Origin of the sequence: Thioalkalivibrio versutus (genome assembly GCF_001999325.1) — a bacterium.
GTDB classification, from domain to species: domain Bacteria; phylum Pseudomonadota; class Gammaproteobacteria; order Ectothiorhodospirales; family Ectothiorhodospiraceae; genus Thioalkalivibrio; species Thioalkalivibrio versutus.
The window spans coordinates 1-15,000 of sequence record NZ_MVAR01000032.1 but is presented as its reverse complement, the minus strand read 5'-3'; the positions used below and the strand labels follow the sequence as shown (position 1 = coordinate 15,000).

The 15,000-nt window shown below is 64.5% G+C and carries 15 protein-coding genes and 2 rRNA genes (1 of these 17 only partly in view); 10 read left to right on the top strand and 7 right to left on the bottom strand.

The window, feature by feature from the left end:
• From B0684_RS11465 to B0684_RS11455, 3 genes are all read left to right on the top strand, one after another.
• Positions 1 to 1,387 (top strand): 23S ribosomal RNA (locus B0684_RS11465) (it extends 1,492 nt beyond the left edge of the window).
• 111 nt (positions 1,388 to 1,498) lie between these two features.
• Positions 1,499 to 1,614 (top strand): 5S ribosomal RNA (gene rrf / locus B0684_RS11460).
• Positions 1,615 to 1,756: 142 nt separating this feature from the next.
• Positions 1,757 to 1,963, top strand: coding sequence for a hypothetical protein (locus B0684_RS11455; protein ID WP_018649669.1), 207 nt, complete (start codon positions 1,757 to 1,759; stop codon positions 1,961 to 1,963).
• A 173-nt stretch (positions 1,964 to 2,136) separates the two neighbouring features.
• On the opposite strand, the gene B0684_RS11450 is transcribed toward B0684_RS11455, so the two are convergent.
• The 3 genes from B0684_RS11450 to dapA are packed head-to-tail and all read right to left on the bottom strand — an operon-like array spanning position 2,137 to position 4,982.
• Complete coding sequence (locus B0684_RS11450) at positions 2,137 to 2,907, bottom strand: MBL fold metallo-hydrolase (protein WP_018649670.1); 771 nt, start codon at positions 2,905 to 2,907, stop codon at positions 2,137 to 2,139.
• A gap of 21 nt (positions 2,908 to 2,928) precedes the next feature.
• Positions 2,929 to 4,095, bottom strand: a complete 1,167-nt coding sequence (gene bamC, locus B0684_RS11445) for an outer membrane protein assembly factor BamC (protein WP_018649671.1) — start codon at positions 4,093 to 4,095, stop codon at positions 2,929 to 2,931.
• 8 nt (positions 4,096 to 4,103) lie between these two features.
• Positions 4,104 to 4,982: a 4-hydroxy-tetrahydrodipicolinate synthase gene (gene dapA / locus B0684_RS11440; protein WP_018145300.1), complete on the bottom strand. Its 879-nt coding sequence runs from the start codon at positions 4,980 to 4,982 to the stop codon at positions 4,104 to 4,106.
• A 270-nt stretch (positions 4,983 to 5,252) separates the two neighbouring features.
• Between dapA and B0684_RS11435 the strand changes: the two genes are divergently transcribed.
• From B0684_RS11435 to B0684_RS11425, 3 genes are all read left to right on the top strand, one after another.
• Positions 5,253 to 5,807, top strand: a complete 555-nt coding sequence (locus B0684_RS11435) for a glycine cleavage system transcriptional repressor (protein WP_018145301.1) — start codon at positions 5,253 to 5,255, stop codon at positions 5,805 to 5,807.
• Positions 5,808 to 5,875: 68 nt separating this feature from the next.
• Positions 5,876 to 6,352, top strand: coding sequence for a peroxiredoxin (locus tag B0684_RS11430; RefSeq protein ID WP_018169069.1), 477 nt, complete (start codon positions 5,876 to 5,878; stop codon positions 6,350 to 6,352).
• Positions 6,353 to 6,385: 33 nt separating this feature from the next.
• Complete coding sequence (locus B0684_RS11425; RefSeq protein WP_018169070.1) at positions 6,386 to 7,804, top strand: PhoH family protein; 1,419 nt, start codon at positions 6,386 to 6,388, stop codon at positions 7,802 to 7,804.
• A gap of 189 nt (positions 7,805 to 7,993) precedes the next feature.
• On the opposite strand, the gene queD is transcribed toward B0684_RS11425, so the two are convergent.
• Genes queD through B0684_RS11405 form a run of 4 tightly spaced genes read right to left on the bottom strand, consistent with a single transcriptional unit; the run spans position 7,994 to position 11,544 of the window.
• On the bottom strand, positions 7,994 to 8,377 hold the full coding sequence (gene queD, locus B0684_RS11420) for a 6-carboxytetrahydropterin synthase QueD (RefSeq protein WP_018145304.1): 384 nt from the start codon (positions 8,375 to 8,377) through the stop codon (positions 7,994 to 7,996).
• 41 nt (positions 8,378 to 8,418) lie between these two features.
• Positions 8,419 to 10,320, bottom strand: coding sequence for a 1-deoxy-D-xylulose-5-phosphate synthase (dxs, locus tag B0684_RS11415; protein WP_018169071.1), 1,902 nt, complete (start codon positions 10,318 to 10,320; stop codon positions 8,419 to 8,421).
• Positions 10,321 to 10,334: 14 nt separating this feature from the next.
• Positions 10,335 to 11,228: a (2E,6E)-farnesyl diphosphate synthase gene (gene ispA, locus B0684_RS11410; RefSeq protein ID WP_018175871.1), complete on the bottom strand. Its 894-nt coding sequence runs from the start codon at positions 11,226 to 11,228 to the stop codon at positions 10,335 to 10,337.
• A gap of 10 nt (positions 11,229 to 11,238) precedes the next feature.
• Positions 11,239 to 11,544 (bottom strand): exodeoxyribonuclease VII small subunit, encoded by a 306-nt coding sequence (locus B0684_RS11405; protein ID WP_018169073.1) that lies wholly within the window; start codon positions 11,542 to 11,544, stop codon positions 11,239 to 11,241.
• Positions 11,545 to 11,781: 237 nt separating this feature from the next.
• Between B0684_RS11405 and B0684_RS11400 the strand changes: the two genes are divergently transcribed.
• The 4 genes from B0684_RS11400 (at position 11,782) to B0684_RS11385 (ending at position 14,737) form a co-directional block, all read left to right on the top strand.
• On the top strand, positions 11,782 to 12,201 hold the full coding sequence (locus B0684_RS11400) for a rubrerythrin family protein (protein ID WP_018145308.1): 420 nt from the start codon (positions 11,782 to 11,784) through the stop codon (positions 12,199 to 12,201).
• Between the two features lie 156 nt (positions 12,202 to 12,357).
• Positions 12,358 to 13,710 (top strand): heterodisulfide reductase-related iron-sulfur binding cluster, encoded by a 1,353-nt coding sequence (locus B0684_RS11395; RefSeq protein WP_018145309.1) that lies wholly within the window; start codon positions 12,358 to 12,360, stop codon positions 13,708 to 13,710.
• Positions 13,711 to 13,775: 65 nt separating this feature from the next.
• Complete coding sequence (locus tag B0684_RS11390; RefSeq protein WP_017940767.1) at positions 13,776 to 14,078, top strand: encapsulin-associated ferritin-like protein; 303 nt, start codon at positions 13,776 to 13,778, stop codon at positions 14,076 to 14,078.
• A gap of 47 nt (positions 14,079 to 14,125) precedes the next feature.
• A complete protein-coding gene (locus B0684_RS11385) occupies positions 14,126 to 14,737 on the top strand; it encodes a DUF3501 family protein (protein WP_018169074.1) in 612 nt (203 codons plus the stop codon).
• Positions 14,738 to 15,000 lie beyond the last annotated feature (263 nt).

Here is a 15,000-nt window from a genome sequence, read left to right as displayed (position 1 = left end):
GATACGATGACGAGCCTCCACGGAGGCGAAGTCACTGATGCCATGCTTCCAGGAAAAGCCTCTAAGCTTCAGTTAACAGTTGACCGTACCCCAAACCGACACAGGTGGGCAGGGTGAGAATCCCAAGGCGCTTGAGAGAACTCGGGTGAAGGAACTAGGCAAAATGGTACCGTAACTTCGGGAGAAGGTACGCCTCGGCTGGTGATGGGACTTGCTCCCTGAGCTGGCCGAGGTCGCAGAGACCAGGCCGCTGCGACTGTTTATTAAAAACACAGCACTCTGCAAACTCGAAAGAGGACGTATAGGGTGTGACGCCTGCCCGGTGCCGGAAGGTTAATTGATGGGGTTATCTTCGGAGAAGCTCTTGATCGAAGCCCCGGTAAACGGCGGCCGTAACTATAACGGTCCTAAGGTAGCGAAATTCCTTGTCGGGTAAGTTCCGACCTGCACGAATGGCGTAACGATGGCGGCGCTGTCTCCACCCGAGACTCAGTGAAATTGAAATCGCAGTGAAGATGCTGTGTACCCGCGGCTAGACGGAAAGACCCCGTGAACCTTTACTACAGCTTCACACTGAACTTTGAACTTGTTTGTGTAGGATAGGTGGGAGGCTTTGAAACCGGGACGCCAGTCTCGGCGGAGCCAACCTTGAAATACCACCCTGGCAATTTTGGAGTTCTAACCCAGGCCTGTTATCCAGGTCGGGGACCGTGTGTGGTGGGTAGTTTGACTGGGGCGGTCTCCTCCCAAAGAGTAACGGAGGAGTGCGAAGGTACCCTCAGCGCGGTCGGAAATCGCGCGACGAGTGCAAAGGCATAAGGGTGCTTAACTGCGAGACAGACACGTCGAGCAGGTGCGAAAGCAGGTCTTAGTGATCCGGTGGTTCTGTATGGAAGGGCCATCGCTCAACGGATAAAAGGTACTCCGGGGATAACAGGCTGATACTGCCCAAGAGTCCATATCGACGGCAGTGTTTGGCACCTCGATGTCGGCTCATCACATCCTGGGGCTGAAGCAGGTCCCAAGGGTATGGCTGTTCGCCATTTAAAGTGGTACGCGAGCTGGGTTTAGAACGTCGTGAGACAGTTCGGTCCCTATCTGCCGTGGGCGTCGGAGATTTGACAGGATCTGTCCTTAGTACGAGAGGACCGGGATGGACGCACCTCTGGTGTTCCGGTTGTCACGCCAGTGGCATTGCCGGGTAGCTAAGTGCGGAAGGGATAACCGCTGAAAGCATCTAAGCGGGAAACCCACCTGAAGATGATATCTCCCTGGACCCTCGAGGTCCCTGTAGGGCCGTTGAAGACTACAACGTTGATAGGCTGGGTGTTGAAGCGCGGTAACGCGTGTAGCTAACCAGTACTAATTGCCCGTGAGGCTTGACCATATAACACCCAAAGTGTTGGTGGTCTCGTTTGACACATCGCTACGTACACAAGCCTAGAATGCATTCCGAATTTAGATGACGTGGAACAGTCCGCGTGGTCTAGCCAGTTTGTCTGGCGGCAATAGCGAGTAGGAACCACCCGATCCCATCCCGAACTCGGAAGTGAAACTGCTCTGCGCCGATGGTAGTGTGGGGTCTCCCCATGTGAGAGTAGGTCACCGCCAGGCATTAATCCGAAGCCCGGTCCCCTTTTTGGGGGCCGGGCTTTTTTTATGCGTGTTAGTCAGGCACCGTGTGCGGACGGTGAAGTCTGCTGCTGCGGCCCTTGGCCGGTTTGAAAGGGACGCAGGTGCCGTGACGGAGGCTGGGATGAGACAGAAGCGGACGGACGGAGGGTTGGCCCTGGTAGGGCTGGTCCTGCTCGGAATTGGACTCTATGCGATTTTCGGCGGACAGTTGGCTTTCACGCCCATTGCGCCGCGGGAGGGTTCCGGGTTTGGCGGGCCGGTGGCAACAGTCATTGGCGTGGCCTTCGTGATCGGGGGCCTGTATTTCCTTCGGGAGTCGCGCCGCTGATCACACTGGGCTTGGGACCACGTTGGAGAGCCGGCCTTGGTTTCCGACCGCAGCGTCAGGTGGCCGGAGGGGGGGGGGGCTGCGGCATGTCGGTTGATTGGCGCAGCCCTTCGACATGCGGCCGCGGCCGGGCTGACGTGACCGGGGGCACGGCGTTGGACCGGTAGTTGGAGTCAGGCTTGAGCCGTGGTTCGCCACGTGAAGCCGTAGTCCTGGTTTGCGATCTCGGGGTCGGATGGGGAGGAGCCAAGGCCGTCGGCGAGCGCTTGGCGTGCAAGCGTCTCGTGGTTGTTGTCACTCGACAGGTGCATACCGATCACGTGGCGTAGCCTGGATCGATCGATGCGATGGAGAAGGTCGGTGGCCGCGTGATTCGGCAGGTGGCCGTAACCGCCCGCAATACGTCGCTTGAGCGATGCCGGGTACCGCCCGGCGGCGAGCATGGCAGGGTCGTGGTTGCACTCCAGTAACAGGGCTTCGGCTGCATTGGCCACGTCGACCATGTGCGGGGAGATGTGGCCGGCATCCGTCATCAGGACCAGCCGGTGATCGCCGTCGGAAAACGCGAATTGGATGGGTTCGCGGGAGTCGTGCGGCACCGTGTACGGTTGCACCCAGGCGTCGTCGATCTCCAGCGGTGCATCCGCCTGGATCTCCTGGATGTGAGCAAAACCGGTGTCGCGGGCGGCCAATCGGGTGCCGGGGCTGGTAAATACGGTGAGGCCGTAACGCCGGGATAGCGGCGCGGTGGCGCCGATGTGGTCGGCGTGCTCATGGGTCACCAGGACGGCCGTCAGGTCCTGTGGGGTCAGGTCGACCCGGGACAGGCGGCGTTCCAGCTCCTGCATCGAGAATCCGCAATCCACCAGCAGGCGAGTGGCACCGATCTCGACCACCAGGGCGTTGCCGGAACTCCCGCTGCCCAGGGAGCAGAAGCGGATCATGGTGGCTGGGCTCGCCGCGTTCTAGCGAAGGATCTGCTGCTCGATCTGCTCCAGTACGAACTCGGCGTCACGGCGGCCAAGGGGCTCGCCATCGATGTCGCGCGCCTCGATTCGCAGATCGCCGTCGCCGATGTCGGTCAGGCGAATCTGATAACGCTCGTTCTCGCGACGATCACCGCCGCGCCCGAAGATCCGACTGAAGAAGCCGCCGCGTTCGCTCTCGCCGACCATGTCGGGGCGATAGGTCACCTCGAAGGTCCCCGTATTGCGGTCTTGCTCGTCCACCAGGAGGCCGGCGCGATCCAGGTAGGTGCCCATCTGCGACCACATGCGGTCGAAGTCGCTGCCCGTCACCAGTACCGGCTGGCCTTCGTGTTCCGTCTGGTGCAGCTCGGTCGGACGGTCGCCAATGGTCTCGGCTACCCGGGTGCCGCCCTCGGGGGTCTCGCCCGTGGCGAGGTAGACACGCAGGCGATTAAGCATTTCGGCCTCGAGTTCGGGATCGGACGGGCGCATTGCCCAGCGCCAGGTCTCGCCCTCGGGTTCTTCGGTGGCCCTTCGGTGCGAGATGTAGATGGCTGAGCGGCCATTGTCGCGTTCGACGCGCAGGCGGTATTGGTCGCGCGTGTTGGCGTCGTACACGTTACCCAGCGCACGGGCGAAGATGTTCTGTGTGCCCCGCAGCGGAATCCCGGCGCGGTCTTCGGCCCATTCGGTCTCCATGACGCCGACCTGGGGTTCGTTGCGCTCCAGGCGCAGGTTCTGACTGTCCCAGAATGCGGTCAGGCGATCCCAGAGATCCTCCGGGGCCACCTCGACACTCAGCCAGCGGACGCTGCCTTCGCGCATCAGCTGGATCTCGGTCGATTCCGGAAGCACCCGGGCATCGCTGCGGACCGGCGCGGTTGTCCCGGTGGGCTGGCGCTGCTGCTGGCGGGCCGCGGAGTCTTGCTGCATCTCGCGGGCGCTGATCCGTTCGCCCGGGGCGTCCGGAATACGGTAGGCGCGTTCGCTGTCGGGCGCGATCAGGTCCGGCGGGACCTCGAGGTTGTCCATCTGCCGACTCATTTCGTACTCGGGGCCGGACTGGCGGTCGCCGGAGGTCGAGCACCCGGCGATGGCCAGGCCCGTAGCCAGGGCCAGGGCGGTGCGGGTCGCGTGGCGGTGGAGCTTGGCAGACTGTTTCATGTCGGGGATCAGACCTCTATGCCGGCCTGGCGCATCGCGTCCAGGACCGGCGCATGGAAGGGTTCGGACAACGGAGTCAGAGGCAGGCGGATGCCTTCCTCCATGAGCCCCATGCGTTGCAGCGCCCATTTGACCGGAATCGGGTTGGCCTCGAGGAACAGGGCCGAATGCAGCCCGTCCAACTGGCGATTGATCTCACGCGCCTCGTCGGGGCGGCCTTCGCGCACGGCGCGGCACATCGCGGCCATCAGTTGCGGTGCGACGTTGGCGGTGACCGAGATAACCCCGTGGCCGCCCGCGAGCAGAAAGGCCAGCCCGTTGCCGTCATCCCCACTGTAGAGGTCCAAGCGGTTGCCGACACGGGCGACCAGCTCGGCGGTGCGTTCGTTACTGGCCGAGGCTTCCTTGATCCCGATGATGTTCGGGATGTCGGCCAGACGCTCCACCGTCTCCGGCAACAGATCGACTGCGGTGCGGCCAGGCACGTTGTACAGGATCTGCGGGATGTCCACCGCTTCCGCAATGGCCTTGTGGTGCAGGTAAAGGCCTTCCTGGGTCGGCTTGTTGTAGTAGGGGGAGACCAGCAGGCAGGCATCCGCGCCGCCTTCCTTGGCGCAGCGGGTCAGGGCGATGGCCTCGCGCGTGGAGTTCGCGCCGGTACCCGCGATCACCGGCAGGCGCCCCGCGACGGTCTTCACCGTGTGGGCGATGGCCTCGCAGTGCTCGTCGAAATCGAGGGTCGCGGATTCACCGGTGGTGCCGACGGCAACAATGGCATCGGTGCCGGCCTCGATGTGGAATTCCAGGAGCCGATCCAGGGCCGGCCAGTCCAGGCTGCCGTCCGCGTGCATCGGGGTCGCCAGTGCGACCATGCTGCCTTGAAACATCGACTCCTCCAACAACGGTAATGGTGCAGTCTAACGGGCGGGTGACAGGGCATTCAAGATTCCTTCGGCCGGGTGTTCGCCGCACCTCGTCTTTCGTGCACCCGGTCGCCTCCCCTGGCGGGGAGACACGCGGATCAAGTCGCCCGGCTGCGTTGGCGCCGCCGGGGCAAGGTGGTATGTTGCGAGCCATCATGCCTGTTGCCGCTTTCACGCAGAGCCCCCCCGGGTGCTTGCCCGTCCCTTGCCTCGCGCGCAGCCGGCGGGTGCCGCATGGCTGAGGTGGTTGGCGCGGGCACCCACACCCACTTGATCCTCAACCTGATCGGGCCCGATCAGCCCGGTCTGGTGTCCAGCGTGACCCGCGTGATCGCCGATACCGGCTGCAATCTCGAATCCAGTCGCATCACGGTCGTGGGTGGCTACTGCTGCATGGCGCTTAGCGCCAGTGGCAACTGGAAGACCCTGGGTACCCTGGAGTCCCGTCTGCAGCGCCTGGAGGCGGAGATGGGGCTGGTCGTGGTGGCCCGTCGCGGCCCGCTGGAGGAGCGCCCCGAGGCGGCGATGCCCTATGCCGTGGACGCAGTAGCCCTGGACACCCCGGGCCTGCTGAATGCCCTGGCCGATTTCTTTACCAGCCGTGGAGTGAACCTACGCGACGTCCAGACCCGGGTATACATTGCCCAGCAGACCGGGGCGCGCATGTTTGCGGCCAACATGGTCGTGGATATCCCCGCAGGGCAGCACCTGGCCACCCTGCGTGGCGAGTTCATGGATTTCTGTGACGAACTGAACGTGGACGGCGTGCTGGACCCGATCAAGGCCTGAACCGGCCGGGCTCGCGTGGCGTCCGCAGTCTTCTGCTTTGAGACCCTCTACTCAAGGAGCAACGCCTGATGAGCATCGCAATCGACCAGCGGGTACCCGAGGACCTGCGTGTGCCGGCGACCGGCGACCAGACGCTGGGACCGGCCGACTTCAAGGGCCGCATCGTGGTCCTGTATTTTTACCCCAAGGACAGTACCCCCGGCTGCACCAACGAGAGCCGCGACTTTGCTGCCAACCAGGCCGCCTTTGACGCCGCCGGTGCAGTGATCCTCGGTGTCTCGCGCGACAGCGTGAAGAGCCACGAGAACTTCCGCGCCAAGCAGGAGTTGCCCTTCGATCTGTTGAGCGATGGCGACGAGACCCTGTGCGACGCCTTCGATGTCATCAAGATGAAGAACATGTACGGCAAGCAGGTGCGTGGTATCGAGCGCTCCACGTTCGTGATCGATGCCGATGGCGTGTTGCGCAAGGAGTGGCGCAAGGTGAAGGTGCCGGGCCATGTGGACGAGGTCCTCGCCGCGGTGCGCGAACTCGCAGGGAGCTGAGCCCCTCTTCCCCCACTGCGCCCCGGAGGTGTCATGAACGCGATCGCCCAGGATCCGAAACGCCTGCTCGTCCTGGACACCAATGTCCTGATGCACGACCCCACGGCGCTGTTCCGCTTCAAGGAACACGACATCTTCCTGCCCATGGTCGTGCTCGAGGAGCTTGACCGTGGCAAGAAGGGGGTTTCCGAAGTCGCGCGCAACGTACGCCAGGTCTCGCGCTTCATTGACGAGCTCACCACCGGCGCCCAGCACGAGCAGATCGCCGCCGGGTTGCCGCTGCAGGCGGATTCGCTCAGCGAGTCGACGTTCGCGCCCACCGGGCGCCTGTTCTTTCAGACCCGCAACCTGTCCTCCAGCCTGCCGGCCTCGCTGCCGGGCACCTCGGCCGACAATGACATCCTCGCCACTGCCCAGGCGCTGAAGACCGAGTATCCCGACACCCCGGTGACGCTGGTATCCAAGGACATCAACCTGCGCATCAAGGCCACGGTGATCGGCCTGCACGCGGAGGACTACTACAACGATCAGGTGCTGGACGACGTCAGCCTGCTGTTCTCCGGCATGACCGAACTGCCAGCGGACTTCTGGGAGACCCACGGTGCCAAGATGGACTCCTGGCAGGAGTCCGGCCGCACCTACTATCGCGTGACCGGCCCGCTGGTGGCCGAGTGGCAGCCCAACCAGTTCGTCTACCGCGAGGGCGAGAACCCGCTGTCCGCGATCGTGCTGGAGATCGACCAGCCGAACGAATCCGCGGTAATCGAGCTGGTCGACGACTACATGACCCCGCGCCACAGCGTCTGGGGCATCAACGCCCGCAATCGCGAGCAGAACTACGCCCTGAACCTGCTGATGGACCCGGAGGTGGACTTCGTCTCCCTGCTGGGGGCCGCCGGCACCGGCAAGACCCTGCTGACCCTGGCCGCCGGGCTTGCGCAGACACTGGAGGACAACACCTACAAGGAGATCATCATGACCCGGGTCACGGTCCCGGTGGGCGAGGATATCGGCTTCCTGCCCGGGACCGAAGAGGAAAAGATGACCCCGTGGATGGGAGCGCTGATGGACAACCTCGAGGTGCTGGCCAAGTCCGAGGGCGCCGGGGACTGGGGGCGCATGGCCACCAACGACGTCCTGACCAGCCGCATCAAGATCCGCTCGCTGAACTTCATGCGCGGGCGTACCTTCCTCAACCGCTACATCATCCTTGACGAGGCGCAGAACCTGACCTCCAAGCAGATGAAGACCCTGATCACCCGGGCCGGGCCCGGGACCAAGGTGGTCGCGCTGGGCAATATCGCGCAGATCGACACCCCGTACCTGACCGAGACTTCCAGCGGACTGACCTATGTAGTGGACCGGTTCCGCAACTGGACCCACAGCGGCCACATCACGCTGACACGCGGGGAGCGCTCACGGCTGGCGGACTACGCATCGAATCACTTGTAGGTGTCGGGAAGACAAACGCGGGGGCGGCAACGGAGCGGGAAACGGGCACCGTCATTGCGAGGAGCGAAGCGACGTGGCGACCTCCGTCCGGGATCATCTGATTCCGCATCTAGCTCAGCGCCAGCTTCGGGCGGTTGCCGCGGCCCCTGCGGGGCCTCGCAATGACGGTGCCAGTTGCGAGGAATGGGCTCAGCCGTCCTCGCTGTAGCGCACGCAGGCGCGGTCGGTCTCCCACAGGGTCAGCGCGTGCATGCGCAGGCCCGGGCGGTTCAGGCGTCCGGCCATTTCCCGGTAGAACCACTGGGCAATGTTCTCGGCCGTGGGGTTGACCGTGTCGAACGGCGGGACGTCGTTCAGGTAGCGGTGATCCAGCTGCCCGGCGATCTCGCGCGCGGCGGTCTTGACCACCTTGAAGTCCACCGCCATGCCGGAATCGTCCAGGGTCTCGGCCTGGACCTCGGCCTCCACCTTCCAGTTGTGCCCGTGCATGTTCGCGCACTGCCCCGGGTAGTCGCGCAGGGTATGCGCGGAGGCAAAGTCGGTCAGGACGCGAAGGGTGTAACGGGCACTCATGATCGTTTTCCGGGCGAGCGGCCATGGCGGCCGGGTTTTGATTAGCCCGCGAAGCCTATCCGGCTGCCGTCGTCCGCGCAATTCTCCAGCCCGAAGGCGTGGCGAATCGCGGCCAGTACGCCGGCCGTGTCGAGGCCGCAATCGGCGAGGATCTGCTCGCGCGAGCCATGCTCGGTGAAGGCATCCGGGATGCCCAGTACCTGGCAGGGCCGGGTCAGCCCTTCGGCCGAGAGCCACTCCAGTACTGCGCTGCCGGCACCACCGGCGCGCGCATGATCCTCGAGCGTCACGAAGCCCTGGTGGCTGGCGGCCAGTTGCGCCAGCAGCGCCGTATCCAGGGGCTTGATGAAGCGCATGTTGACCACGGTGGCATCCAGCGCCTCGCCGGCCGCCAGGGCGGTCTCCAGCAGAGCGCCGAAGCTGAGGATGGCCAGACCCCGGCCCTCGCGCACGACCTCGGCGCGCCCGACCGGCAATGTTTCCAGATCCTCGCTGCCGCCCTCCGGCAGTTCGCCGGGCCCGCCACCGCGCGGATAGCGCACCGCCGCCGGGCCGTCGTGGGCGAAGCCGGTGGACAGCATCTGGCGACACTCGCGCTCGTTGGCGGGTGCCATCAGCAGCAGGTTGGGGACCGTGCGCAGCAGGGCCGTGTCGAAGGTGCCGGCATGGGTCGGGCCATCGGCGCCGACGATCCCGGCACGATCCACGGCGAACAGCACCGGCAGATTCTGCAGTGCGACGTCGTGGATCACCTGATCCATGGCGCGCTGCAGGAAGGTCGAGTAGATCGCCACCACGGGCTTCTGGCCCTCGCAGGCCATGCCCGCGGCCAGGGTGACGGCATGCTGCTCGGCGATCCCGACGTCGAAATAGCGCTGTGGGAATTGTTCGGAGAACGCGACCAGGCCGGAACCCTCGCGCATGGCCGGGGTGATACCCAGCAGGCGATTGTCGGCCGTGGCCTGGTCGCACAGCCACTGGCTGAAGATGTCGGTGTAGGTTGGGGGCTTCGGGGCGGACGGGGCGAGGCCATTTTCCGGCTCGAACTTGGACACGCCATGGTAGCGGCAGGGGTCTTCCTCCGCGGGTGCATAGCCCTGGCCCTTGCGGGTAACCACGTGCAGCAGTTGCGGCCCGTGGGTGCCGCGCAGGTTCTTCAGGATCGAGACCAGCCCGTTCACGTCGTGGCCGTCCACCGGGCCGAAGTAGCGAAAGCCCAGTTCCTCGAACAGCGTACCGGGCACGAACATGCCCTTCATGTGTTCCTCGGCGCGCTGGGCAAAGGCCTTCATCGGCGGGACGAACTCCAGCATGCGCTTGGAGCCTTCGCGCATCGAGCTGTACAGGGGGCCGGACAGCAGTCGGGTGAAGTACTGATTGAGCGCGCCGACATTGGGCGAGATCGACATATCGTTGTCGTTCAGGATCACCAGCAGGTTGCAGTCGAGATCGCCGATGTGGTTCAGCGCCTCGAAGGCCATGCCCGCGGTCATCGCGCCGTCGCCGATTACGGCCACGTGGCGCCGGTCCAGCCCGGCGTGCTTCGCCGCCAGGGCCATGCCGGCGGCAGCGCTGATGGAGGTGCTGGAGTGCCCCGCCCCGAAGGCGTCGTATTCGCTCTCCGCGCGTTTGGGGAAGCCGGCCAGGCCCCCGTACTGGCGCAGACGGGCCATGTCGGCCCGGCGTCCGGTCAGGATCTTGTGGGCGTAGGCCTGATGGCCGACGTCCCAGACGATGCGGTCGTCGGGGGTGTTGAACGCGTAGTGCAGCGCGATCGCGAGTTCCACCGTGCCGAGGTTGGCAGCGAGATGGCCGCCGGTGCGCGAGACGCTCTCGATCAGGAATTGACGCAGTTCGTCGGCCACCCCGGTGAGGTCCGAGGCCGGGCGTTCCCGCAGGTCGGCGGGCCATTCGATTGCATCCAGCAAGGGTGTGGGGGTCATCTAGGCGGGCCGGTTCAATTCATGCGATCGACGATGTACCGCGCCAGGAAGCGAAGCAAGTCCGCCTCCTGACCGAAGGGTTGCAGCTCGGTCAGTGCCTCGTCGACCAGGGCCACCGCCCGCTCGCGCGAGGCCTCCAGGCCCTGCAGCGAGGGGAAGGTGGGCTTGTGCAGACGGGCATCCGCGCCACAGGCCTTGCCCAGGATCTCGGGGTCGCCTTCCACGTCGAGGACGTCGTCACGGATCTGGAAGGCCAGGCCGATGCATTCGGCGTAGCGTGTCAGGCGCTCCAGGGCGTCGGGGTCGGGCGTGCCGGCCAGCGCCCCCAGCCGCACCGAGGCGCGGATCAGGGCGCCGGTCTTCAGCCGGTGCATGCGTTCCAGTTCCGGCAGGTCGATGGGCTGGCCGCAGGCCCCGAGGTCGATCGCCTGGCCACCCGCCATGCCGTGCAGGCCGGCGGCGCGCGCGAGCTCGCGCACCGCGTTCAGCCCGGTCGGCGCGGGCAGTTCCGCGACGCCATCGGTCAGGATGTCGAAGGCCAGGGCCTGCAAGGCATCCCCGGCGAGGATGGCGGTCGCCTCGTCGAAGGCCTTGTGGCAGGTCGGGCGGCCGCGACGCAGGTCGTCATCGTCCATCGCCGGAAGGTCATCGTGGATCAGGGAATAGACGTGGATCATCTCCACCGCTGCGGCCATCGCATCCAGCGCCGGTTCCGGGGCGCCGGTCGTGCGCCCGGCCGCGTAGACCAGGACCGGGCGCAGGCGCTTGCCGCCGGACAGCGTGGCGTAGCGCATCGCCTCGATCAGGCGGGCGTCGGGGGCGCCGCCCGTGCCCAGGTGGCGGTCGAGGACGACCTCGATGCGATGCTGGTATTCGTTCAGGGCCTGCTCGGGGGCGGTGGCGGTCAATGGCGGCTCGCTAGAACGGGACATCGGGGTCCGTCGTATCGTGCGGCTCCGGTGTCCGGGGAACATGGGTGCTTGCGTGATGGTCATTCTGGGCAGCGGTGCCGGAAGGTGCTTCCTGGGCCAGTGCCTCGATCCGGCGCTGGGCATCGTCGAGCGCCAGCTGGCAGCGGTTGACCAGTTCCATGCCACGCTGGAATTCGCCCAGCGACTGCTCCAGGCCGAGCTCGCCGGACTCCATCCGGGCGACCAGGGCCTCCAGGGCCTCCAGGCTGGCTTCGAATTCCGCCGGGCTGTCGGCGCTGGGCGAATCGGTCATGATGGATTACCGGGTCGAAAAGGTGAGAAAGTATCCGATCCGCTGCGGCGAGGAAAGGCGTGGCGCACGGCAGTCCTTGTTTATGGCGCCACCGCCCCCATAATCCGGAGGGCTTCCGGTTGACACTGAACCGGGTGCCGACTAGAGTTTTCGTACGGTTTAGACCGAGTCTAAACGCCCGTCTGCACAGGCATTCCTGTGGTTGTGTAGAACTTATCCAGAGAGAAGGAGAGCACCATGGACCTGAAAGGCAGCAAGACCGAAGAAGCCCTGAAAGAGGCCTTTGCCGGCGAATCGATGGCCAACCGCCGTTACCTGTACTTCGCTTCCAAGGCCGACGTGGAAGGCTACAACGACGTCGCCACCGTGTTCCGTTCCACCGCGGAAGGTGAAACCGGCCACGCCCACGGTCATCTCGAGTACCTCGAGAGCTGCGGCGATCCGGCCACCGGCCTGGAGTTCGGCCCCACCTCCGCCAACCTGAAGACCGCCGTCGCCGGCGAGACCCACGAGTACACCGACATGTACCCGGGCATGGCCAAGACCGCCCGCGACGAAGGCTTCGACGAAGTCGCCGACTGGTTCGAAACCCTCGCCAAGGCGGAGCGTTCCCACGCCAACCGCTTCCAGAAGGCGCTGGACCAGCTGGACGACTGATCGTCTCGCAGTGCTGGAAGTACACGGGGCCGGTCCGCCGGCCCCGTTTTCCGGGAGATACGGAACAGCCTGTGGCGTGGCTGAATGCAGTTCACCTCGCATGCTGTTCCGTGTTTCCCTCGAAGCATCGTACTGATACGGACACCGGAGGGATGCATGTCTGCGCCGACGCACCAACGTGAAGGAAGTCTCGAAGCCCCGACCCGTCATCCGCTGGACTGGAAGAACCCGGAGTTCTACAACGAGGAATCGCTGTTCAGCGAACTGGAACGGGTCTTTGATATCTGCCACGGCTGCCGTCGTTGCGTAAGCCTGTGCAACTCCTTCCCCACCCTGTTCGACTTGGTCGACGAATCCGAGACCCTGGAAGTCGACGGGGTCGACAAGAAGGATTACTGGCAGGTCGTCGATCACTGCTACCTGTGTGATCTGTGCTACCTGACCAAGTGTCCCTATGTGCCGCCGCACGAGTGGAACGTGGACTTCCCGCACCTGATGTTGCGGGCCAAGGCCTTCCGTTTCCAGAACGAGGGCGCCAAGACCTCGCACAAGCTGATGTCCAGCACGGACATGGTCGGCAAGCTGGCGGGCATCCCGGTGGTCGCCGGCGCGGTCAATGCCGCGAACAAGAACGGCGCGGTGCGCAAGATGCTGGACAAGACCATGGGCGTGCACCCGGACGCCCCGGTCCCCGAGTACCACTCCAGCAAGGGCCGCTCGCGCGTTGCCAAGACCGCGAAGGGTGTCAGCAACCCCGAGCCGGCCGGTGCCACCCAGGGCAAGGTCGCCCTCTACGCGACCTGCTACGGCAACTACAACGAGCCGCATCTGGTCGAGGACCTGGTCAAGGTCTTCGAGCACAACGGTATCGAGGTCACCCTGGTCGAGAAGGAACAGTGCTGCGGCATGCCCAAGCTGGAGCTGGGCGACCTGAAGTCGGTAGAGGCCTCCAAGGACGCCAACATCCCGGCAATGAAGCGCATGATCGACCAGGGCTATGACATCGTGGCCCCGGTGCCGTCCTGCGTGCTGATGTTCAAGCAGGAACTTCCGCTGATGTTCCCGGACGACGCCGACGTGATCGCAGTGCGCGACCGCATCTTCGACCCGTTCGAGTACCTGATGGAGCGGCACAAGGACGGCAAGCTGAATACCGATTTCCCCGAGAAGCTCGGCAAGATCGCTTACCACGCCGCCTGCCACCTGCGGGTGCAGAACATGGGTCTGAAGACCCGTGATCTGCTCAAACTGGTGCCGGAGACCGAGATCGACGTGATCGAGCGCTGCTCCGGACACGACGGCACCTACGGGGTGAAAAGCGAATTCTACGAGACGGCATCCAAGATCTGCCGTCCGGTAGTCAGCCGCGTGCAGAAGGCCGAGTCCGACCACTACTCGAGCGATTGCCCGATGGCCGGCCACATGATCGAGAACGGGCTGCAGGGCAAGGGCGAGGACAAGGCGCCCGAGCATCCGCTAACCCTTCTGCGCCAGGCGTATGGCCTGTAAGGCTGCCGGGCGGTATATCAGGATCAGCAAGGGCGTGAACGAACGCCCGCGAACGGAGAGAACCCATGGCGAGTGACAGCTACCACGAACCGGTGGAGGAACTGAGCGACGAGTCGCGCGAGATGCATCGCGCGATCGTCTCGTTGATGGAAGAACTCGAGGCGGTGGACTGGTACCAGCAGCGCATCGACGGCTGCAAGGACGAAGAGCTCAAGGCGATCCTCGCGCACAACCGCGACGAGGAGATCGAGCACGCCGCGATGGTGCTGGAGTGGATCCGTCGGCATAACCCGGTGTTCGATCACGAACTGAAAGACAACCTCTGGTCCGACAAGGACTACACGAAGACGGGGCATCACGATCACTGAGATGTGCTGATCCTGACGGACCCGTCCGGCGCGAAGGAGGTATCGAGATGAAGATGGAGGCAAGTGTGGACAAGCTGAGTCGTGAAGACCTGTATTCGCTGGAGAAGTACCACGAGATGCGGCCCCAGTTCCGCGCCGAGGTGATGCAGCACAAACGCAATCGCGTCGTGCAGGTGGGCCCGGCCGTGAGCCTGCACTTCGAGGATCGCAAGACGATGCAGTACCAGATCCAGGAGATGCTGCGGGTCGAGAAGATCTTCGACGCCGAGGGCATCCAGGAAGAGCTGGATTCCTACAACCCCTTGATCCCGGACGGCTCCAACTGGAAGGCGACCATGATGGTCGAGTATCCGGACGTGGACGAGCGCAAGGTGCAGCTGTCCAAACTGATCGGGATCGAGCGCAAGACTTATGTGCAGGTCGAAGGGCATGACAAGGTCTACCCGATCGCGAACGAGGACCTCGAGCGCGAGACGGACGACAAGACCTCGTCGGTGCACTTCCTGCGCTTCGAGTTGACGCCGGAGATGGTCGCGGCGGCGAAGTCGGGTGCGGCCATTGCCATGGGTGTGGAGCACGAGAACTACAACCACCGGCTGGACGCGGTCGCCGAAGGCACCCGCGAGTCGCTGGCCGCCGATCTCGACGCCATCAACTAACGCCGCGTTCTTCCGCGTATCGAAAGGCGCCCCCCCGGGCGCCTTTTTTTGTGCCTGAGCTTTGCCGGCCGTCCTGAGGCTGGCCCTGGTTCGTCATCCGGTGTTTACGTGCCTTCGTCCGGCCGCCTGCCACGCGCTGACTCGCCAGCGCGCCGCGCCCGTTTTTGATCAACAACGGGCTTCTTTGCTCGTGCAAAGAAGTACCCAAGAAACACGCCCGACTGCCGCGACCCCGGCCCGCGCAGCGGGCCGGGGTTTCCCTC

Bases quoted from the DNA above. Each gene is read 5' to 3' on its own strand.
- B0684_RS11425 (WP_018169070.1), top strand. From the start codon at position 6,386: ATGAACGCGATCGCCCAGGATCCGAAACGCCTGCTCGTCCTGGACACC.
- B0684_RS11405 (WP_018169073.1), bottom strand. From the start codon at position 11,544: ATGACCGATTCGCCCAGCGCCGACAGCCCGGCGGAATTCGAAGCCAGC.
- B0684_RS11450 (WP_018649670.1), bottom strand. From the start codon at position 2,907: ATGATCCGCTTCTGCTCCCTGGGCAGCGGGAGTTCCGGCAACGCCCTG.
- B0684_RS11455 (WP_018649669.1), top strand. From the start codon at position 1,757: ATGAGACAGAAGCGGACGGACGGAGGGTTGGCCCTGGTAGGGCTGGTC.
- queD (WP_018145304.1), bottom strand. From the start codon at position 8,377: ATGAGTGCCCGTTACACCCTTCGCGTCCTGACCGACTTTGCCTCCGCG.
- B0684_RS11435 (WP_018145301.1), top strand. From the start codon at position 5,253: ATGGCTGAGGTGGTTGGCGCGGGCACCCACACCCACTTGATCCTCAAC.
- dxs (WP_018169071.1), bottom strand. From the start codon at position 10,320: ATGACCCCCACACCCTTGCTGGATGCAATCGAATGGCCCGCCGACCTG.
- B0684_RS11385 (WP_018169074.1), top strand. From the start codon at position 14,126: ATGAAGATGGAGGCAAGTGTGGACAAGCTGAGTCGTGAAGACCTGTAT.
- dapA (WP_018145300.1), bottom strand. From the start codon at position 4,982: ATGTTTCAAGGCAGCATGGTCGCACTGGCGACCCCGATGCACGCGGAC.
- B0684_RS11400 (WP_018145308.1), top strand. From the start codon at position 11,782: ATGGACCTGAAAGGCAGCAAGACCGAAGAAGCCCTGAAAGAGGCCTTT.
- B0684_RS11395 (WP_018145309.1), top strand. From the start codon at position 12,358: ATGTCTGCGCCGACGCACCAACGTGAAGGAAGTCTCGAAGCCCCGACC.
- B0684_RS11390 (WP_017940767.1), top strand. From the start codon at position 13,776: ATGGCGAGTGACAGCTACCACGAACCGGTGGAGGAACTGAGCGACGAG.
- bamC (WP_018649671.1), bottom strand. From the start codon at position 4,095: ATGAAACAGTCTGCCAAGCTCCACCGCCACGCGACCCGCACCGCCCTG.
- B0684_RS11430 (WP_018169069.1), top strand. From the start codon at position 5,876: ATGAGCATCGCAATCGACCAGCGGGTACCCGAGGACCTGCGTGTGCCG.